Consider the following 20,512-nt stretch of genomic DNA (forward strand, 5'->3'; position numbering starts at 1 on the left):
TTGATCCGCCAGGCCGCCCTCGACGCCCTCCCCGTCCGCGAGGCCCTGCCCCGGCTCGTTTCCGCGCTCGACGCGCACGGCGCCGCGGTGCTGTGCGCGCCGCCCGGCACCGGCAAGACGACGCTGGTCCCGCTGGTCCTCGCGGGCCTGGTGGGCGGCGGCCCGCGGCGCCGGGTGGTCGTGGCCGAGCCGCGGCGGATCGCCGCCCGGGCGGCGGCGCGCCGGATGGCCTGGCTGCTCGGCGAGCGGACCGGCGGTTCGGTCGGCTTCACGGTCCGCGGCGAACGGGTGGCCGGGCCCGGCACGGTGGTGGAGGTGGTGACCACCGGGGTGCTGCTCCAGCGGCTCCAGCGCGACCAGGAGCTGTCCGGCGTCGACGTGGTCGTCCTGGACGAGTGCCACGAGCGGCACCTGGACGCCGACACGGTCGCGGCGTTCCTCCTCGATGTACGGGAGACCCTGCGCCCGGAGCTGCGGCTCGTGGCGGCTTCGGCGACGACGGACTCCGCCGGCTGGGCCCGGGTGCTCGGCGGTGCGCCGGTGGTGGAGGCGGCGGGGGTCTCGTACCCGGTGGAGACCGTCTGGGCGCCCCCGGCCCGCCCGGTGCGGCCCCCGCACGGGATGCGGGTGGATCCGGCGCAGCTCGCGCACGTGGCCTCGGTGGTGCGGCGGGCGCTGGCGGAACGTTCCGGTGACGTGCTGTGCTTCCTGCCCGGCGTCGGCGAGATCGCCCGGGTGGCGGGGCAGCTGGGCGGTGTGGACGCGGAGGTGCTCCAGGTCCACGGCCGGGCCCCGGCGGCCGTGCAGGACGCGGCACTGACGGCTTCGGACCACCGCCGGGTGATCCTCGCGACGGCGGTCGCGGAGTCGAGCCTGACCGTCCCCGGGGTGCGGGTGGTGGTCGATTCGGGGCTGGCCCGCGAGCCGCGGGTGGACCATGCCCGCGGGCTGGGTGCGCTGGCGACCGTACGGGCCTCCCGCGCGGCCGGGCGCCAGCGGGCGGGCCGGGCCGGGCGCGAGGCGCCGGGTGTGGTGTACCGCTGCTGGACGGAGGCGGAGGACGGCCGGCTGCCGGCGTTCCCGGCGCCGGAGATCCGCATCGCCGACCTGGCGCAGTTCGCCCTGCAGGCGGCCTGCTGGGGGGACCCGGACGCGGCCGGGCTGGCGCTGCTGGACGCGCCGCCGGCCGGGGCGATGGCCGCGGCACGGGAGGTGCTCGTGGCCGTCGGGGCGGTGGACGGGGCCGGCCGGCCGAGCCCGCGGGGGCTGCGGATGGCGCGGCTCGGGGTGCACCCGCGGCTGGCGCGGGCCCTGCTGGACGGCAGCGCCGCGCTCGGCGCCCGCCGCGCGGCGGAGGTGGTGGCGCTGCTGAGCGAGGAGCCGCCGCGCGAGTACGGGGACGATCTGGCCGCGGCCTGGCGCTCGGTCCGCGCGGCCGGCGACGGCTATGCGGCGCGCTGGCGTGCGGAGGCGGCCCGTCTGACCCGTGCCGCTGCCCCTGCGGGGAGCACCGCCGCACCCGGGGCCGGGGCCGGGGCCGGGGTCCTGCCTGCGGGGAGCGCGCCGGAGACCGGGTCCGGGTCTGTGGGGGTCGGGCCGGAGACCGGGTCCGGGGCTTCGGGAAGCATTTCCGAGGCCGCGGTCGGGCCCGGGCGCGTGACTGCGGGGAGCGCGCCGGAGACCGGGGCCGGGGCCGAACCCCGCAGCCCGCTCGGGCGGAGCCCCGACGATGCCGCCGCCGGGCTCGTCGCCGCGCTGGCCTTCCCCGAGCGGGTCGCCCGGGCCAAGGGGGCGGGGGCCTTCCTCATGGCCTCCGGCACCGGGGCCGAGCTCGGCGACGGCTCGGGCCTGCGCAACGCGCCCTGGCTGGCCGTCGCCGTCGCCGACCGGCCCCCGCACTCCGCCTCCGCACGGATCCGGCTGGCCGCGGTCATCGACGAGGACACCGCCCTGGCCGCCGCCGCGCACCTGCGGACCGATGTCGAGGAGGTGCGCTGGGAGGCCGGGGACGTGGTCGCCCGCGCGGCCCGGCGGCTCGGGGCGGTCGAGCTGGCCGTACGTCCCCTGCGCACCCCGGACCCGGCGCTCGTACGGGCCGCCCTGCTCGACGGGCTCCGCACCGAGGGGCTGGGTCTCCTGCGCTGGTCCCCGGACGCGGGGGCGCTGCGGGCCCGCCTGGGATTCCTGCACCGGACGCTCGGCGGCGCCTGGCCCGACGTGGCGGACGACGCCGTACTGCTGGCGCGGGCCGACGACTGGCTGGAGCCGGAGCTGTCCCGGGCCCGGCGGCGTGCTGACCTCGCCCGGATCGACGCCGGCCAGGCCCTGAACCGGCTGCTGCCGTGGGCCACCGGCGAGGCGGTCCGGCTGGACGAGCTGGCGCCCGAGCGGATCGAGGTCCCCAGCGGCTCCCGGATCCGCGTCGACTACTCCTCCGAACAGCCGGTGCTCGCGGTGAAGCTCCAGGAGTTGTTCGGGCTGGCCGAGACCCCGCGGGTGGCGGGGGTACCGGTGCTGGTGCACCTGCTGTCGCCGGCCGGGCGGCCCGCGGCCGTCACCGCGGACCTGGCCTCGTTCTGGCAGGGCGGCTACCGGGCCGTCCGGGCGGAGCTGCGCGGCCGCTACCCCAAGCACCCGTGGCCGGAGAACCCGGCCACCGCCGAACCCACCCGCCACACCAATGCCCGGCTCAGGCGGGACTGATCCCTTCGCCCTCGTCCGGTACGCGACGGCCGCGGGCCTCCAGCCGCAGCGCCAGCGCGAGCAGCGCGAGGCCGCCGGCGGCCAGGCCGGCCGGGGCGTAGGTGTGCAGCGCGAGGATCTTCGCTCGGTTCGCCTTGACCAGGTCGACGGTGTGGTCGGAGTAGTCCTCGCGCATGGTGACGTGCCCGGCGAAGGCGGTGAGCCTGCCGTCGGGACCGCCGGAGGCGATGCCGCCGCGCATCTCCTGCTGGATGTCCTGTTCGGCGTTGACGGGCGCCCCGGTGACGGGGTCGACCCAGAAGCGCACCTTGGCGGTGTACCAGAGGGTGGTGCCGGTGGCCGCCTCGATCGTCGCCGGGTCGATGCCCTCGATGGGCATCTTCTTCGGCATGGCGACCTTGGTCCAGGGGACGGTCTGCTCGAAGTAGTAGACGTCCATGCCCTTGAAGCGGCGCGGTCCGACGTAGTGGATCGGCGAGGAGGTGCGGGTCTGGGCGTCGAAGTAGAGGTAGTCGCGCGGTTCGGTGAAGAAGGGCCACTTGAACTCGATGCCCTCGCGTTTGACGGCGTCGCCGTCGACCATCTCGCCCGTGGCGTGCACGGGGTCCTGGGTGTGGGCGTCGAAGATGTAGCGCTCGGGGATCTGGGAGACCATCTTGCCGTCGGGCCCGATGATGTAGGACAGCGTGTCCCAGACGACGACGTCCTTGCCGGCGCTGGTCTCGATCTCCCTGGACGCCTCCACGTTGCCCTTGAGGGTCTGGACGATCGTGACCTTGTCGACCTTCTTGGGCTGCATGCCGCCGGCGTAGTCGAGGAGGGTCGCGTCCTTCGCCTCCAGGACCATCTCCTGGTACTGGTTCGGCGGGATCTTGGCGAGTCGCGGGTACGCGTACCAGCGCAGCAGTGGCGCGAGGGCTGCGCAGAACACGGCAACGGCCAGCAGGACAAGGCTCGCTCTGCGTCGCACGGCCGGCCCTCCTCTACTTTCCGGGCGCGGGGGGCGCAGTGGTGAGCAGGGGCTTGGGTGAGGTCTCGCCTTCGGGCACCCCGAACGCCGTGACGGCGAACACGAGGGCCAGCGCGGCCGCGAGGCCGACGACGGCGGCGACGAATGCGCGCATGCCGGGGCTCCGAAATCTGATGAGGCGTCAGAGATGGGGCACCGTAGCAACGCGGGGTCGAGATGAGAACCGTCAGGGCGACGGCTTCGCGGCCCGCGGGCGGACGCGTCGGAGCGGCCCGCCCGGGCAGGCCGGCGCCCGGGCGGACGGTGCGGCGGGGCCGGTCAGCGGCCGCCGGTTCCCGCGCCCGGGGTGCCCGACGGCGCGGGCGTGCGGGCGGGCTTCGGAGTGACCGTGGGCGCCGCGGTCCGGGTGGCCGTCGCGGTCGGAGTGGGCCGCGGCGACGGGGTCACGGTCGGGCTCGGGGTGAGGGTCGGCGTCGGCGTCGGCGTCGGGTCCGGGGTCGGGGTGGGCGTCGGTGAGGGCTTCGGGTCCGGGGTCGGCGTCGGGCTCGGCGTCGGCGTCGGATCCGGAGTCGGTGTCGGCTTCGGGTCCGGGGTCGGCGAGGGCGTCGGGTCCGGCTTCGGGGTGGGCGTGGGCGTCGGCTTCGGGTCCGGGGTCGGCGAGGGCTTCGGGTCCGGGGTCGGCGTCGGGCTCGGCGTGGGCGTCGGGCTCGGCTTCGGGTCCGGCTTGGGGGTGGGCTTCGGCGACGGGACCGTGGGCGCGGGTGCCGTCGTACCGCCGCTGTCCGGGACCTCGTGCGTGCCCTTCAGGTAGTACGTGAACCAGGACCGCACCGTCCGCAGGTACTCCGTGGAGTGGTTGTAGGACAGCACTGCACGGTCCAGGTCCGCCTCCACCCGAAGGTCCCTGCTGCCCGCGCACAGGTAGCGGGCGGCCGCGAGGGCCGCGTCGTGCACGTTGTTCGGGTTGCGGCGCCCGTCGCCGTCCGCGTCCTGGCCCCAGGCCGCCCACGTGGAGGGGATGAACTGCATCGGCCCGACCGCCCGGTCGTACCTCGTGTCGCCGTCGTACGCGCCGCCGTCGGTGTCCGCGATGTTCGCGAAGCCGTTGCCGTCGAGCACCGGACCGAGGATCGGCCGCAGGGTGGTGCCGCCCGCGTCCACCTGGCCGCCGCGCGCCTGCCCGGACTCCACCTTGCCGATGGCCGCGAGGAGTTGCCAGCGCAGTCCGCATCCGGGGTCGCTCTGCCCGACGGTCCTCTCCGCCCGTGTGTACGCCGCGAGCACGCTCGCCGGTATCCCCTGCGCCCCTTCCCGCGGCCCGGTGACGACGGGCGCCGGTGCCGCTTCCGGTGCGGCGCCCGTGGCCGTGCCCGCCGTCGGCGGCGGGCCGTCCGGCAGCAGAACCTCCGGAGGCTGCGGGCTCACCAGCGGCGGCAGTTCGGTGAAGTAGGCCGAGTCGCCGCCGCTCTCCTCCGCCGGGAGCGGCCGGTCCGCGTTGCCGCCGGCCGCCACCGCCGCTTCCGGCACCGGGCCCGCCGGACCCCGCGGAGCGGTCAGCGCGGCGGCCGTCAGCGCACAGACCAGCGCGGCCGTCGCCCCCCTGCGCAGCCTGCGGCCGAATATTCGAGACGACATGAGCCGGACCCCTTCCCCTCGACGTCCGCGTGACCCTACGTCAACTCCCTGCAATGGGCACGCACCACGGGCCGGTATTCACCGGATCCCCACGTCCACAGGCAGCTCACGCATACTGTCGGGACGCTTCGGGTGCATTGGCCCGAAGCAGGGAACGACCGCAGCAACGCACAGAAGAGGTGCCATGCCGTTCACTCTCAGCCATGCGGCCGCCGTACTCCCGGCCATCCGCCGGACGGGGCGTGCACGGGGTCCCCTCGTCGCCTCCGCGATGGTCCTCGGCTCCTTCGCACCCGACACCTTCTACTTCACCGACGCGGTCGTCGAGGGCTTCATGGCGTACGGGAGCGTCACGCACTCACTGCTCGGGATCCTCACGCTGGACGCGGTGCTCACCGCCGCCCTCGTGGGGTGCTGGCTGCTGCTGCGCGAGCCGCTCATCGCCCTCCTGCCGCACCGTCAGCGGGGCAGGGTCCACGCCTTCGTGCGGGGCGAGGAATGGCGCGTACACCGTCGACTGCCCGCGCTCCTCGGCTGGTTCTACGTGTCGGCGGTCGTCGGTTCGCTCACGCACGTGCTGTGGGACAGCTTCACGCACATGGACCGCTGGGGCACGAACGCACTGCCCTGGCTCGGCGAGCCCATCGCCTTCGGCTTCCCGCCGTACACCTTCCTGCAGTACGGCACTTCGGCGCTCGCGGCCGGTGCGCTGCTCTGGTTCACGGCGACCGCGCTGCGCCGCCTGCCGGCGTCCCCGCCGCCCGCGTCGGTGCCGGTGCTGGGCCGCGCGGAGTACTGCGGTGCGCTGGCGCTGATCGCGGCGGGCGTCGCGATCGGGGTGACCTTCCGCGTGATCCGCTTCTTCACCTTCTTCGACCGGATCCGTACGCCCCTCGACATCATCCCGACCGTCTGCTTCGGGGCGGGCGGCGGCCTGTGCGTGGCCCTGCTGGTCTACGGGGTCCTCGTACGCCTGCGGCAGCGCCGCGACCGTGACCGGACGGGCTCGGACGAGGAGACGCGGACGCCCGTCCCCGCCGCCTGAGCGGACGGGGACGGGCGCTGCTCGCTCGTCGTCGCGCGTCGCGTCGCTCGTCGTCGCGCGTCGCGTCGCTCGTCGTCGCGCGTCGCGCGGGATCAGTGCGCGGCGGACTCCCAGTCGGAGCCGACGCCCACCGACACGTCCAGCGGGGCGCGGAGCTCGACGGCGGCGCCCATCTCGCGGCGCACCAGCTCCTCCACCTGCTCGCGCTCGCCGGGGGCGATCTCCAGCACGATTTCGTCGTGGACCTGGAGCAGCATGCGCGAGCGCAGGCCGGCCCCGGTGATCGCCTTGTCCACGCGCAGCATCGCGACCTTGACGATGTCGGCGGCGGTGCCCTGGATCGGGGCGTTGAGCGCCATCCGCTCGGCGGCCTCGCGGCGCTGACGGTTGTCGCTGTTGAGGTCGGGCAGGTACCGGCGGCGGCCGAAGATCGTCGCCGTGTATCCGGTGGCCCGGGCCTCGTCCACCACGCGCTGGAGGTAGTCGCGGACCCCGCCGAAGCGCTCGAAGAAGGTCTCCATCAGGCCGCGCGCCTCGGCGGGCTCGATGCCCAGCTGCTGCGAGAGGCCGAAGGCGGACAGCCCGTAGGCCAGACCGTAGGACATGGCCTTGATCTTGCGGCGCATCTCTGCGTCGACCTGGTCGCGCTCCACCCCGAACACCTGGGAGGCGACGGTGGTGTGCAGGTCCTCGCCGGAGGCGAACGCCTCGATGAGGCCCTCGTCCTCGGAGAGGTGGGCCATCACGCGCAGCTCGATCTGGCTGTAGTCGGCCGTCATCAGCGACTCGAAACCCTCGCCGACGACGAAGCCGCGGCGGATGGCCCGCCCCTCGTCGGTGCGCACCGGCACGTTCTGCAGGTTCGGGTCGGTGGAGGACAGCCGGCCGGTCGCGGCGACGGTCTGGCTGAAGCTGGTGTGCACCCGGCCGTCGGCGGCGATGGTCTTGACCAGGCCCTCGACGGTGACGCGCAGCTTGGCCTGCTCCCGGTGACGGAGCATGATCACCGGCAGTTCGTGGTCGGTCTGCGTGGCCAGCCAGGCCAGCGCGTCGGCGTCCGTGGTGTAGCCGGTCTTGGTCTTCTTCGTCTTCGGCAGGTCCAGCTCACCGAAGAAGACCTCCTGGAGCTGCTTGGGCGAGCCCAGGTTGAACTCGTGGCCGACCGCCGCGTGCGCCTCCTTGACCGCCTGCTGCACGGCGCCGGCGAACTGCTGCTCCATGGCTTCCAGGTGGTCGCGGTCGGCGGCGATGCCGGCGCGCTCCATCCGGGCGAGCAGCTCGGAGGTCGGCAGCTCCATGTCGTGCAGCAGCTCGGCGGCGCCGACCTCGGTGAGCCTGCCGGAGAAGGCGTCGCCCAGGTCCAGGACGGCGCGCGCCTGCGCCATCAGCGCCTCGGCCTCGGCCGTCTCGTCGGCGCCGAAGGCGAGCTGCCCGTCCGCGGCGGCGGGGGCCAGCTCACGGTGCAGGTACTCCGTGGACAGGGCGTCCAGCGCGAAGGACCGCCGGCCCGGCTTGACCAGGTAGGCGGCGAGCGCGGTGTCCATGGTGACGCCGGCGAGGCTCCAGCCGTGCTCGGGGAAGACCCGCATCAGGCCCTTGGCGTTGTGCACGACCTTGGGACGGGCCGCGTCCGCCGCCCAGGCCGCGAAGGCCCGCTCGTCACTCTCGTCCAGCTCGGCCGGCGTGAACCACGCGGCGGCTCCCCCGGCGGCGGCCAGCGCGATCTCGGCGACGCTGCCCTGGCCGAGGGCCCAGCTGTCGACGGTCGCGACACCCAGCGGCCCGCCCGCGTGGCTCTCCAGCCACGGCGCCAGCTCGCCCGTGCCCAGTACGGACGCGTCGAGCTCGACGCCCGGCGCGGGCGCCGGGGCGGCCTCCTGCTCGGCCGCGCCCGGGTCCACGGCCAGCAGCCGCTCGCGCAGCGACGGGTTGCGGATCTCCAGCACGTCCAGCACACCGGTCACCGCGGCCCGGTCGTAGGGCAGGCGGCCCAGGTCGGCGGCGCCCCTGGGCAGCTCCACGTCCTTGATCATCTCGGTCAGGACCCGGTTGAGCTTGACGGCCTCCAGGTGGTCCCGGAAGTTCTGCCCGGCCTTGCCCTTGACCTCCGCGGCGCGCTCCACCAGCTCCGCGAACGACCCGAACTGCGTGATCCACTTGGCGGCGGTCTTCTCACCGACGCCCGGGATGCCCGGGAGGTTGTCGGACGGGTCGCCGCGCAGGGCCGCGAAGTCCGGGTACTGCTGCGGGGTGAGCCCGTACTTCTCCTCGACCTTCTCCGGCGTGAAGCGCGTCAGCTCCGAGACGCCCTTGGTCGGGTAGAGCACGGTCGTGTGCTCCGACACGAGCTGGAAGGAGTCCCGGTCGCCGGTGACGATCAGCACCTCGAAACCGAGGGCCTCCGCCTGCGTCGCCAGCGTCGCGATCACGTCGTCGGCCTCGAAGCCGTCGACGGCGAACCGCGGCACCTTCATCGCGTCGAGCAGCTCGCCGATCAGCTCGACCTGCCCCTTGAACTCGTCGGGCGTCTTGGACCGGTTCGCCTTGTACTCGGGGAACTCCGTCGAGCGCCACGTCTTGCGGGACACGTCGAACGCCACCGCGAAATGCGTGGGCGCCTCGTCGCGCAGCGTGTTCGCCAGCATCGACGCGAAGCCGTAGATGGCGTTGGTCGGCTGCCCCGTCGCGGTCGTGAAGTTCTCCGCGGGCAGCGCGAAGAACGCCCGGTACGCCAGGGAGTGCCCGTCCATGAGCATCAGGCGGGGGCGGTCCGCTGCGGTCGTCTGGTCCGTCTTCTTCGATGCTGAATCTGCCACGTCCCCGATCCTAGGCGCCCCCACCGACAATTCCGGCCCGTCGCCTCCCCCGGCGCATCCGCCCCACCGGACGCCCCCGGCGCACCGGGCGGGGCGCCGCGAACACCGGCCCGCCCTCCCCCGAACCCCGTGGGTCGTGCAAGGATCGAAGCACGCGGCCACCCGTGCTGCACACGTACGAACGCTCGAAGGGGAGCGCGATGGCGACCAAGCCGCCCACAGGTGATCCGGTACAGGACGCACCGCAGGTCACACCGCCCCAGCACGCGGCGGCCGGCCTTCCGGCGATCGGCCACACCCTGCGCATCGCGCAGCAGCAGATGGGCCTGGCCCGCACCGCCCGCACCCTCCTCAAGGTCAACCAGAAGGACGGCTTCGACTGCCCCGGCTGCGCCTGGCCCGAGGGCGACAAGCGGCACACCGCCGAATTCTGCGAGAACGGCGCCAAGGCCGTCGCGGAGGAAGCCACCCTGCGCCGGGTCACCCCCGAGTTCTTCGCCGCGCACCCCCTGGCCGACCTGGCCACCCGCTCCGGCTACTGGCTCGGCCAGCAGGGCCGCATCACGCAGCCGATGTACCTCCCCGAGGGCGGCGACCGGTACGAGGCCGTCAGCTGGGAACGCGCCTTCGCGATCATCGCGGAGGAGCTGACCGCGCTCGGCTCCCCCGACGAGGCCCTCTTCTACACCTCGGGCCGCACCAGCAACGAGGCCGCGTTCCTCTTCCAGCTCTTCGCCCGCGAGTTCGGCACCAACAACCTGCCCGACTGCTCCAACATGTGCCACGAGTCCTCGGGCTCCGCACTGACCGAGACCATCGGGATCGGCAAGGGCAGCGTCTCCCTCGAAGACCTCCACCAGGCCGACCTGATCATCGTCGCCGGGCAGAACCCGGGCACCAACCACCCCCGCATGCTCTCCGCCCTGGAACGGGCCAAGACCGCCGGCGCGAAGATCATCTCGGTGAACCCGCTGCCCGAGGCCGGCATGGAGAGGTTCAAGAACCCCCAGACCCCCCTCGGCATGCTCAAGGGCACCGCCCTCAACGACCTCTTCCTGCAGATCCGCATCGGCGGCGACCAGGCCCTCTTCCGCCTCCTCAACAAGCTCGTCATCGAGACCGGGGGCGCCACCGACGAGGCCTTCATCCGCGAGCACACCCACGGCTACGAGGACCTCGCCGCCGCCGCGAAGGAAGCGGACTGGGAGGAGACCCTCACCGCCACCGGCCTGACCCGACCCGAGATCGAGCGCGCCCTCGCCATGATCCTGGCCTCGAAGCGCACCATCGTCTGCTGGGCCATGGGCCTCACCCAGCACAAGCACGCCGTCGCCACCATCCGCGAGGTCGTCAACCTCCTCCTGCTGCGCGGGAACATCGGCCGTCCCGGCGCCGGCGTCTGCCCCGTCCGCGGCCACTCCAACGTCCAGGGCGACCGCACCATGGGCATCTTCGAACGGCCCGCCCCCGCCTTCCTCGACGCCCTCGACAGGGAATTCGGCATCACCTCGCCGCGCGGCCACGGCTACGACGTCGTCCGCTCCATCCAGGCCATGCGCGACGGCCGCGCCAAGGTCCTCTTCGCCATGGGCGGCAACTTCGTCGGCGCCACCCCCGACACCGACGTCACCGAGGCCGCGATCCGCCGCACCTCCCTGACCGTGCACGTCTCCACCAAGCTCAACCGCTCCCACGCGGTCACCGGCCGGCGCGCCCTGATCCTGCCCACCCTCGGCCGCACCGACAAGGACGTCCAGGCCACGGGCAGGCAGTTCGTGACCGTCGAGGACTCCATGGGCATGGTCCACGCCTCCCGCGGCAACCTCGCCCCCGCCTCCCCGCACCTGCTCTCCGAGCCCGCGATCGTGGCCCGCATGGCCCGCGCCGTCCTGGGCCCCGCCTCGGCCACCCCGTGGGAGGAGTTCGAGCGCGACTACGGCGCCGTCCGCGACCGGATCTCCCGCGTGGTCCCCGGCTTCGAGGACTTCAACGCCCGCGCCGCCCGCCCGGAGGGCTTCCGCCTCCCGCACGCCCCGCGCGACGAACGCCGCTTCCCCACCAGGACCGGCAAGGCGAACTTCACCGCCGCGCCCGTGGAGTACCCCCGCGTCCCCCAGGGCCGGCTGCTCCTGCAGACACTGCGCAGCCACGACCAGTACAACACCACCATCTACGGCCTCGACGACCGCTACCGCGGCATCACCGGCGGCCGCCGCGTCGTCATGGTCAACCCCGCCGACGCGGCCGAACTCGGCCTCGCCGACGGCTCGTACACCGACCTGGTGAGCGAGTGGAAGGACGGCGTGGAACGGCGCGCGCCCGGCTTCCGCGTCGTGCACTACCCCACCGCCCGCGGCTGCGCCGCCGCGTACTACCCCGAGACGAACGTACTGGTCCCGCTCGACTCGACCGCGGACACCAGCAATACCCCGGCCAGCAAGTCCGTCGTCGTGCGCTTCGAACCCGCCTGATAGAACGACCTCAGGACAAGAAGGTTAACGAGCGTTGACGAACGGAGCCTGACCATGGGTGAGCAGCACGCAGTGAAGTTCCCGCAGGAGGTCCTCGACGAGTACGCGGCCCTGGGCATCGACCTGCCCGCGCTGTTCTCGGCCGGAGACCTCGGCGAGCGCATGGACATCCGCATCCTGGAGGCCTCGGCCGACCGCGTCGTCGGCACCATGCCGGTCAAGGGCAACACCCAGCCCTACGGACTGCTGCACGGCGGGGCCTCCGCCGTCCTGGCCGAGACCCTCGGCTCGATCGGCGCCATGATGCACGGCGGCATCAGCAAGATCGCCGTCGGCGTGGACCTGAACTGCACCCACCACCGGGGCGCCCGCAGCGGCATCGTCACCGGCGTCGCCACCCCGGTGCACCGCGGCCGCTCCACCACCACGTTCGAGATCGTCATCACCGACGAGCAGGACAAGCGGATCTGCACCGCCCGCCTGACCTGCCTGCTGCGCGACGTCGACCAGGTCGCCGGCGGCGCCGAGGCCCACGCGCAGGCCTGACCCGGCCCGCACGGCCCCGGCGAGCAGGGCACCCGCCCGCCGCCGGGGCTCAGGCCGGCCCCTCCCGGTCGCGCCGGAGGCTCCACTGCAGCTCTCGCACCGCGTCGGCCGCGCCCCGGCGCACCGCCGGGTCGGGGTGCCCGAGGAACCGCTCGACGACCGGCAGCGCCGCCCGGTCGCCGGCGCACCCGAGAACGGGCAGGACGTGCTCCAGGAGCAGCACCTCGAAGCCGTCCGCCCCGTCGGCCAGCGGCTCCAGCACCCGGTAGGGCAAGACGTAGGACGTGGTCCCCGCGCCGAGCGCGTTCAGTGCGGACTCCCGCAGCACGTAGCCCCCGCCGGACAGGGCGACCGCGACGAGGCGCCCGGCGACCTGCTCGGCGTCGGCCCGCTCCAGGAGGCCCTGCTCCAGGATGTCGGCGACGACTTCCGGACAGCCGTCAGGCTGCCCGTGTCGGGGGCGTCCAGCTCCCGTTAGGCCGACTCGATCACAGCCCTTGCGCTCGGACGTCCGCTCATGGACCGAGCACAGGAGCCGGGCGGGGAGACCCCGGCCGTACAACCGCCCGGAATTCGCCACTCCGCACGCTTCGCGGTGACATCTGTTGTCTCGCCGGTGGCCACCGCCTACCGTCCCCCCATGGGGACCATGCCACGTACGGCCCGGTACGCCGCCCACACCCTTCTCGCGGCGCTCGCCCTGACCGGATGCTCCTCCTCCGCACCGCCCTCAGCGGCGGGCCCCGAGAGCCCCTCCGCCCCCACCCCCGCCTCGCCCGTACAGGTGTGCACGAACCTCGTGTCCTACTGGGCGAAGGAGACCCTCCTGGGCACGAAATGGTCCGGCCTCGACTGGGAGCAGAAGGGGCTATCCAACGACCAGTACGCGATCCACGAGGACGCGGTGGCCGCGGGGCGCAGCGAGGAACGAACTGCCGGGCGGGAAAAGGCACTTGAGCTGATCGACCGGTTCGTCGCACAGCGCTGCGCCGAGCAGGACGGTGCGACCCGGAGCTCGGAGAACCGGCGCCCGCCGGTGTGACCGGCGTCACCGCATTCCGTGCAGGCTGTCCGCCTTTCGGGCAGATGCCTCTCCGCGGCCCCACCGCAGGTGAGGGGCCTTCCCGCCCCCCGGACAAGATCGTTCACGCTCCCGACACATCGCCGCAATGATCACGCTGCGTAATGCCCAGGACGGCTCGAATCCGCCTTTTCCCTTGGGAATGACCACCCGGAGGATTCTTTTGGGCACGCGCAGCCACATTCGGCTCAATTTGATCTAAGACAGGAGCATGGAGGCCTCAAGCCCCTTAGGGGAACTGCGATTTCTCACGATGCGGACGATCTCCAGGGTGCCTAAATGTCCGGTTTGTTCAAACTCCCACCACACATTCTTGGCCTTGGCATAACAAGAGCGTCACATCCTCCTTTCCCGCCTCCCGGTGCTCGCCACCTCGGCCCTAGAGTCACGGCCAGTCACCGCGCCGCAGAGCGCGAATCAGCACGGCCGTGGACCTCTCCAGTGCGGCCCGGCGACCCAACGGCACCTCGACAGAGGGCTGCGCCAGGGAAAGGAAGAATCGTGCGACACCGTTCTTTGCTCATCCTCACCACCGTGATCACCACGGGAGCACTGACCCTCACCGCTTGCGGATCGCGCGACGGAGGCTCCAAGGACAACAGCGGCGGCAAGAAGACCGTCGTCGTCATCGGCGTCGACGCCCCGCTCACCGGTTCCCTCTCCGCCCTCGGTCAGGGCATCAAGAACTCCGTGGACCTCGCGGCCAAGACGGCCAACAAGAACAACGAGGTCCCGGGCATCGAGTTCAAGGTCGAGGCCCTCGACGACCAGGCCGTCCCGGCCTCCGGTCAGGCCAACGCCACCAAGCTCGTCGGCAACAAGGACGTCCTCGGCGTCGTCGGCCCCCTGAACTCGGGCGTCGCCCAGCAGATGCAGGGCGTCTTCGCCTCCGCCAAGCTGGCTCAGGTCTCCCCCGCCAACACCAACCCCGCGCTCAGCCAGGGCGACAACTGGGGCAAGGGCGAGTTCAAGCGCGGCTTCGACACCTACTTCCGCACCGCCGCCACCGACGTGGTCCAGGGCAAGTTCGCCGCCCAGTACCTCTTCAAGGACGCCGGCAAGAAGAAGGTCTTCATCGTCGACGACAAGCAGACCTACGGCGCCGGCCTCGCCGCGATCTTCGCCGAGGAGTTCAAGAAGCTCGGTGGCGAGGTCGCCGGCACCGACCACGTCACCGTGAAGGAGACCGACTTCTCCTCCACCGCCGACAAGGTCAAGTCCTCCGGCGCCGACTCCGTCTACTTCGGCGGCCAGTACCCCGAGGGCGGCCTGCTCGCCGACCAGATCAAGAAGGCCGGCGCCAACGTCCCGCTCATGGGCGGCGACGGCATCCAGGACCCCGCCTTCATCAGCGCCTCCGGTGAGGCCAACGAGGGCGACCTCGCCACCTCCATCGGCTACCCGGTCGAGAAGCTCGACACCGCCAAGAAGTTCATCGAGGACTACAAGGCCGAAGGCTACAAGGACCCCTACGCCGCCTACGGTGGCTACTCCTACGACGCCGGCTGGGCCGTCATCCAGGCCGTCAAGGCCGTCGTCGCCGCCAACAGCGGCAAGCTCCCCGACGACGCCCGCGCCAAGGTCGTCGAGGCTCTCGGCAAGGTCTCCTTCGAGGGCGTGACCGGCAAGGTCGCCTTCGACCAGTACGGCGACACCACCAACAAGCAGCTCACGGTCTACAAGGTCGAGGGCGGCAAGTGGGTCGACGTCAAGAGCGACACCTTCAACCAGTAAGCCCGTAGCACCCAGCCCCACCCGTAACACCTGAACCAACGCCGCGCGAGGGCGCAAACAGTGCCCTCGCGCGGAGTCTTATCCGACACGCTCATCGGAGGCCCTGCGGTGCACGAACTGCCGCAACAGCTGGCCAACGGCCTTGCCCTCGGTGCTCTCTATGGCCTCATCGCCATCGGGTACACCATGGTCTACGGCATCGTCCAGCTCATCAACTTCGCCCACGGCGAGATCTTCATGATCGGCGGCTTCGGCGCGCTCACCGCCTACGCCATCCTCCCGACCGGCACCACCCTGCTGATCGCGATACCCGTCATGATCGTCGGCGGCGCCATCTGCTCCGTCGCCGTGGCATGCGCAGCCGAACGCTTCGCCTACCGCCCCCTGCGCAGCGCTCCAAGGCTCGCACCCCTCATCACCGCAATCGGCCTCTCGATCGCGCTCCAGCAGCTCGTCTGGCAGTTCTACCCGGACGCCAAGAAGGCCGTCAGCTTCCCGGAGTTCACCGGCCCGTCCTTCAAGATCACCGACAGCCTCGCGATCCAGCGTGCGGACCTCTTCGTCCTCATCCTCGCCCCGCTCTGCATGCTCGCCCTCGGCGTCTTCGTCCAGAAGAGCCGCAGCGGCCGCGCCATGCAGGCCACCGCGCAGGACCCCGACACCGCCAAGCTGATGGGCATCAACACCGACCGCATCATCGTCATGGCCTTCGCCATCGGTGCCGCGTTCGCCGCCGTCGCCGCCGTCGCCTACGGCGTCGACAAGGGCCAGATCAACTTCGAGATGGGCTTCATCCTCGGCCTCAAGGCCTTCACCGCAGCCGTCCTCGGCGGCATCGGCAACATCTACGGAGCCATGGTCGGCGGCGTCGTCCTCGGACTCGCCGAAGCCCTCTCGATCGCCTACATCGAAGAGATCCCCGGCATGCAGCAGCTCGGCGGCGGAGCCTGGTCCAACGTCTGGGCCTTCGTACTCCTCATCGTCGTCCTCCTCGTGCGGCCCCAAGGCCTGCTCGGCCAGCGCGTCACGGATCGGGCGTGAGAACCATGACCACCAACACCACCCCGCAGACGCAGACGCAGACCGCGAAGACGGCACCCGCACCCGCCGCACTCCTCTACGCGATCATCGGTGGCAGCCTCCTCACCATCGTCAGCGCCTTCCTCGCCTGGACGTGGACCGCCGACTTCCCCGGCGACCTCACCTTCTACGGCAGCCCCGCCGACCTCCAGTACATCACCCTGGCCGGAGCCGCCCTCACCCTCGTCCACGCGCTCGCCGCGCTCGGCACCAAGGGCTTCGGCTGGCTCACCCCCGCCGGCTCCCGCAAGGCCATCTGGTTCCTGGCCCTCGGCAACCTGGCCGCCACCTGGTTCACGGTCATCGCGATCACCGTCGTCCTCGGCGGCGTGATCAACCTCGAACCCGGCGCCTACGTCGCCCTCGTCGGCTCCCTCGTCCCGGCCCTCGCCGCGTACAAGCTCCCCGACGACAGCCGCAAGGTCACCCCGGCCAAGAGCAAGCTGCCCAACTGGGCCGAAATCCTCATCATCACCGGCGTCTTCGCCCTCGGCCTCTTCGTCATCACCTTCGGCATCGACACCGATGACAAGGAACCGCAGCTCTTCGTCGCCTACCTGATCACCGTCGGCCTCGCGGCCCTCGCCCTGAACAAGTCGGGCCTCCTCGCCCGCTTCTCGGTGCTCACCGCGAACAACCGCCAGGTCACCCTCCTCGGCACCGCGGCCGCCGCGATCGCCTTCCCCTTCATCCAGCAGAGCGGCGACACCTACACGCTGATCGCGGTCAACATCCTGATCTTCGCGACCGTCGCCCTCGGCCTGAACATCGTCGTCGGCCTCGCCGGCCTCCTCGACCTCGGATACGTCGCCTTCCTCGGCGTCGGCGCCTACGCCGCCGCCCTGGTCTCCGGCAGCACCGCCTCCGCCTTCGGCATCCACCTCCCCTTCTGGGCAGCGGTCATCGTCGGCGCCATCGTCTCGCTCGTCTTCGGCGTGGTCATCGGTGCACCGACCCTCCGCCTGCGCGGCGACTACCTCGCCATCGTCACCCTCGGCTTCGGAGAAATCTTCCGCATCGCCATGGGCAACCTCGACGGCACCTCCGGCCCGGACGTCACCAACGGCCCGAACGGCATCCCGAACATCCCCCACCTCGAAATCTTCGGGTGGAACTTCGGCGAGTCCCACGTCGTCGCCGGCATCGAACTCGGCGCCTACGCCAACTACTACTTCCTGATGCTGCTGGTGATGGCCCTGGTCGTCCTGGTCTTCGCCCGCGCCGGCAACAGCCGCATCGGCCGCGCCTGGGTCGCCATCCGCGAGGACGAGACCGCCGCCGAAGCCATGGGCATCAACGGCTTCAAGGTCAAGCTCATCGCCTTCGCCCTCGGCGCCACCCTCGCCGGCCTCGCCGGTACCGTCCAGGCACACGTCAACACCACGGTCGTCCCCGAGAACTACGTCTTCGCCGGGCCCGTCCCGCCGAACTCCGCGTTCCTCCTCGCCGCCGTCATCCTCGGCGGCATGGGCACCATCCGCGGCCCCATCCTCGGCGCCGCACTCCTCTTCCTGATCCCGGCGAAGCTGGCCTTCCTCCAGGACTACCAGCTCCTCGCCTTCGGCATCGCCCTCATCCTGCTCATGCGCTTCCGCCCCGAAGGCCTCATCGCCAACAAGCGGGCGCAGCTCGAGTTCCACGACGACACCGCTGACCAGGCCCCCAAGGACCTGGCCACCGCCAAGGCGGGGGCGTGAACAACATGACGACCACCACGGACACCACCACCAAGACCAAGACCACGGTTCTCGAAGCCAAGGGCGTCACCATGCGCTTCGGCGGCCTCACCGCCGTCAAGGGCGTCGACCTCCAGGTCAACGCGGGCGAGATCGTCGGACTCATCGGCCCCAACGGCGCCGGCAAGACCACCTTCTTCAACTGCCTCACCGGGCTGTACGTCCCCACCGAGGGCTCCGTCAGCTACAAGGGCAAGGTCCTCCCGCCCAAGCCCCACCGGGTCACCGAGGCCGGCATCGCCCGTACCTTCCAGAACATCCGGCTCTTCCACAACATGACGGTGCTGGAGAACGTCCTCGTCGGACGCCACACCCGCACGAAGGAAGGCCTCTGGTCCGCCCTGCTGCGCGGCCCCGGCTTCAAGAAGGCCGAAGCCGCCAGCGAGGCACGCGCCATGGAACTCCTCGAGTTCATCGGCCTGGAGCACAAGGCCGACCACCTCGCCAAGAACCTCCCCTACGGCGAGCAGCGCAAGCTGGAGATCGCCCGCGCGCTCGCCAGCGACCCCGGCCTCATCCTCCTGGACGAGCCCACCGCCGGCATGAACCCGCAGGAGACCCGCGCCGCCGAAGAGCTCATCTTCGCGATCCGGGACATGGGCATCGCCGTACTCGTCATCGAGCACGACATGCGCTTCATCTTCAACCTGTGCGACCGCGTCGCCTGTCTCGTCCAGGGCGAGAAGCTCATCGAAGGCACCGCCTCCGAAGTCCAGGGCGACGAGCGCGTCATCGCGGCCTACCTCGGCACCCCCTTCGAGGGCGAGCCGGGCGCGGCGGAGGTCGCCGAGGTCGAGGCCGCCGAGGCCCACGCCGAGGCCGCGGCCGACGCGGAGGCCGAGCCCGAGGCCGACGCTGAGGCTGAGGCTGAGGCCGAGGCCGAGGCCGAGCCTGAGGCCGCCGAAGCTGCCGCCGAGACCGAGGCGGAAGCCGCGGACGACGACGAGGCCCCCGCGGCCGACTCGGACGCCGAGGCCTCCACCGACTCGGACACGGACGCCGACGCGGACAGCACCACCAGCACCACCCGCACGGAAGGAGAGGCCAAGTGACCGCACTGCTCAAGGTCGAGGACCTCAAGGTCGCCTACGGCAAGATCGAAGCCGTCAAGGGAATCTCCTTCGAGGTCAACGAAGGCGAAATCGTCTGCCTCGTCGGCACCAACGGCGCCGGCAAGACGACCACCCTCCGCACCCTCTCCGGGCTCCTGAAGCCCACCGCGGGCAGCATCACCTTCGACGGCCAGCCCCTCGTCGGTGTCCCCGCCCACAAGATCGTCGCCCTGAAGCTGGCGCACTCCCCCGAGGGACGCCACATCTTCCCCCGGCTGACGATCGAGGAGAACCTCCAGCTCGGCGCCTTCCTCCGCAGCGACAAGGACGGCATCGAGAAGGACATCCAGCGCGCCTACGACCTCTTCCCCATCCTGGGCGAGCGTCGCAAGCAGGCCGCCGGCACCCTCTCGGGCGGTGAGCAGCAGATGCTCGCCATGGGCCGCGCGCTCATGTGCCAGCCGAAGCTCCTCATGCTGGACGAGCCCTCCATGGGTCTCTCCCCGCTGATGATGCAGAAGATCATGTCGACCATCTCCGAGCTCAAGGCCTCGGGCATGACGATCCTCCTCGTCGAGCAGAACGCCCAGGCGGCGCTCTCCCTCGCCGACCAGGCGCACGTCATGGAGATCGGCAAGATCGTCCTCTCCGGCACCGGCCAGGACCTCCTCCACAACGAGGACGTCCGCAAGGCCTACCTCGGCGAGGACTGACACAACGTGTGAGGCCCGCCTCCCTCGGGGGAGGCGGGCCTCACGCATGTTCCGGGGAGCCCGGGACGGGAACTACTTCCCGCCGCCCTCCTTCTTCTTCGCCTCGGCGTCCTCGATGACCACCTCGGCGACCTGCTGCATGGACATCCGGCGGTCCATGGACGACTTCTGGATCCACCGGAAGGCCGCGGGCTCGGTCAGCCCGTACTGCGTCTGCAGGATGCTCTTCGCCCGGTCGACCAGCTTGCGGGTCTCCAGCCGCTGCGAGAGGTCCGCGACCTCCTGCTCCAGCGCGCGCAGCTCCGCGAACCGGGACACGGCCATCTCGATGGCCGGCACCACGTCGCTCTTGCTGAACGGCTTCACGAGGTACGCCATGGCCCCGGCGTCCCGGGCCCGCTCGACGAGGTCGCGCTGCGAGAACGCCGTCAGCATGAGGACGGGGGCGATGGACTCCTGGGCGATCTTCTCGGCGGCGGAGATCCCGTCCAGGACGGGCATCTTCACGTCGAGGATGACCAGGTCGGGCCGGTGCTCGCGGGCGAGCTCGACGGCCGTCTGCCCGTCGCCGGCCTCGCCGACGACGGAGTAGCCCTCTTCTTCGAGCATCTCTTTGAGATCGAGACGGATGAGCGCCTCGTCCTCGGCGATGACGACCCGGGTCGTCAGCGGCGGAACGTGCGACTGGTCGGCGTCGGGCATGGGCGTCGACTCGTGCTCGGCGGTCACGGGGGCTCCTTTTGCGGGGCGCTGCTGCTTGGATGAGCCTACCTAGCTGCAGTGCGCGATGGTCACCCGGTACACTCCGACCAGCGACCTAGCCGGGTTGGCGGAATGGCAGACGCTGATGTCTCAAACACATCTGTCCGAAAGGACGTGCGGGTTCGAATCCCGCACCCGGTACATGTCCGAAAAGCGGACGTTCACCTT

16 protein-coding genes and 1 tRNA gene are annotated in these 20,512 nt (G+C 71.6%); 11 read left to right on the forward strand and 6 right to left on the reverse strand.

The window, feature by feature from the left end; translation table 11 throughout:
• Positions 1-2,703 carry an ATP-dependent RNA helicase gene (locus tag IH80_RS0126515; RefSeq protein ID WP_030963837.1) on the forward strand — a complete coding sequence of 901 codons (2,703 nt, stop codon included), beginning with the start codon at positions 1-3 and terminating at the stop codon, positions 2,701-2,703.
• Here IH80_RS0126515 and IH80_RS0126520 read toward each other — a convergent pair.
• From IH80_RS0126520 to IH80_RS39720, 3 genes are all read right to left on the reverse strand, one after another.
• Positions 2,690-3,673 carry a DUF3068 domain-containing protein gene (locus IH80_RS0126520; RefSeq protein ID WP_030963839.1) on the reverse strand — a complete coding sequence of 328 codons (984 nt, stop codon included), beginning with the start codon at positions 3,671-3,673 and terminating at the stop codon, positions 2,690-2,692. The two genes, IH80_RS0126515 and IH80_RS0126520, sit on opposite strands and share 14 nt — an antisense overlap.
• Before the next feature lie 13 nt (positions 3,674-3,686).
• Positions 3,687-3,827, reverse strand: coding sequence for an SPW_0924 family protein (locus IH80_RS44020; protein ID WP_107056906.1), 141 nt, complete (start codon positions 3,825-3,827; stop codon positions 3,687-3,689).
• 164 nt (positions 3,828-3,991) lie between these two features.
• Entirely contained in the window at positions 3,992-5,308 is a 1,317-nt protein-coding gene (locus tag IH80_RS39720; RefSeq protein ID WP_078906759.1) for a lytic transglycosylase domain-containing protein, read from the reverse strand.
• A gap of 184 nt (positions 5,309-5,492) precedes the next feature.
• Between IH80_RS39720 and IH80_RS0126535 the strand changes: the two genes are divergently transcribed.
• Positions 5,493-6,353, forward strand: coding sequence for a DUF4184 family protein (locus tag IH80_RS0126535; protein WP_030963841.1), 861 nt, complete (start codon positions 5,493-5,495; stop codon positions 6,351-6,353).
• Between the two features lie 92 nt (positions 6,354-6,445).
• Here the strand turns inward: IH80_RS0126535 and polA are convergent, their stop codons facing one another.
• On the reverse strand, positions 6,446-9,169 hold the full coding sequence (polA, locus tag IH80_RS0126540; protein WP_030963843.1) for a DNA polymerase I: 2,724 nt from the start codon (positions 9,167-9,169) through the stop codon (positions 6,446-6,448).
• A 200-nt stretch (positions 9,170-9,369) separates the two neighbouring features.
• Here polA and IH80_RS0126545 point away from each other — a divergent pair, with 200 nt between their 5' ends.
• Both IH80_RS0126545 and IH80_RS0126550 read left to right on the forward strand, forming a co-directional pair.
• Positions 9,370-11,640, forward strand: a complete 2,271-nt coding sequence (locus IH80_RS0126545) for an FdhF/YdeP family oxidoreductase (protein ID WP_030963844.1) — start codon at positions 9,370-9,372, stop codon at positions 11,638-11,640.
• A 54-nt stretch (positions 11,641-11,694) separates the two neighbouring features.
• Positions 11,695-12,186, forward strand: a complete 492-nt coding sequence (locus IH80_RS0126550) for a PaaI family thioesterase (RefSeq protein WP_030963845.1) — start codon at positions 11,695-11,697, stop codon at positions 12,184-12,186.
• Positions 12,187-12,235: 49 nt separating this feature from the next.
• Here the strand turns inward: IH80_RS0126550 and IH80_RS0126555 are convergent, their stop codons facing one another.
• Complete coding sequence (locus IH80_RS0126555) at positions 12,236-12,766, reverse strand: hypothetical protein (RefSeq protein ID WP_158943622.1); 531 nt, start codon at positions 12,764-12,766, stop codon at positions 12,236-12,238.
• 60 nt (positions 12,767-12,826) lie between these two features.
• Between IH80_RS0126555 and IH80_RS0126560 the strand changes: the two genes are divergently transcribed.
• From IH80_RS0126560 to IH80_RS0126585, 6 genes are all read left to right on the forward strand, one after another.
• A complete protein-coding gene (locus tag IH80_RS0126560; protein WP_030963848.1) occupies positions 12,827-13,228 on the forward strand; it encodes a hypothetical protein in 402 nt (133 codons plus the stop codon).
• Positions 13,229-13,768: 540 nt separating this feature from the next.
• A complete protein-coding gene (locus tag IH80_RS0126565) occupies positions 13,769-15,001 on the forward strand; it encodes a branched-chain amino acid ABC transporter substrate-binding protein (protein ID WP_030963849.1) in 1,233 nt (410 codons plus the stop codon).
• Between the two features lie 108 nt (positions 15,002-15,109).
• Positions 15,110-16,042, forward strand: coding sequence for a branched-chain amino acid ABC transporter permease (locus IH80_RS0126570; protein WP_030963850.1), 933 nt, complete (start codon positions 15,110-15,112; stop codon positions 16,040-16,042).
• Positions 16,043-16,047: 5 nt separating this feature from the next.
• Positions 16,048-17,778 carry a branched-chain amino acid ABC transporter permease gene (locus IH80_RS0126575; protein WP_037881166.1) on the forward strand — a complete coding sequence of 577 codons (1,731 nt, stop codon included), beginning with the start codon at positions 16,048-16,050 and terminating at the stop codon, positions 17,776-17,778.
• A 5-nt stretch (positions 17,779-17,783) separates the two neighbouring features.
• Positions 17,784-18,869 (forward strand): ABC transporter ATP-binding protein, encoded by a 1,086-nt coding sequence (locus tag IH80_RS0126580; RefSeq protein ID WP_037881180.1) that lies wholly within the window; start codon positions 17,784-17,786, stop codon positions 18,867-18,869.
• Entirely contained in the window at positions 18,866-19,582 is a 717-nt protein-coding gene (locus tag IH80_RS0126585; RefSeq protein ID WP_030664901.1) for an ABC transporter ATP-binding protein, read from the forward strand. Before IH80_RS0126580 ends, IH80_RS0126585 begins: the two co-directional genes overlap by 4 nt.
• Before the next feature lie 72 nt (positions 19,583-19,654).
• Here IH80_RS0126585 and IH80_RS0126590 read toward each other — a convergent pair whose 3' ends face one another.
• The gene (locus IH80_RS0126590; RefSeq protein WP_030963854.1) at positions 19,655-20,284 is read right to left on the reverse strand and encodes an ANTAR domain-containing response regulator; all 630 of its coding nucleotides are present in this window, start codon (positions 20,282-20,284) and stop codon (positions 19,655-19,657) included.
• Positions 20,285-20,402: 118 nt separating this feature from the next.
• Here IH80_RS0126590 and IH80_RS0126595 point away from each other — a divergent pair.
• Positions 20,403-20,485, forward strand: a tRNA-Leu gene (locus tag IH80_RS0126595).
• Positions 20,486-20,512 lie beyond the last annotated feature (27 nt).

This window comes from Streptomyces sp. NRRL S-378, assembly GCF_000720645.1.
Classification (GTDB): Bacteria; Actinomycetota; Actinomycetes; order Streptomycetales; family Streptomycetaceae; genus Streptomyces.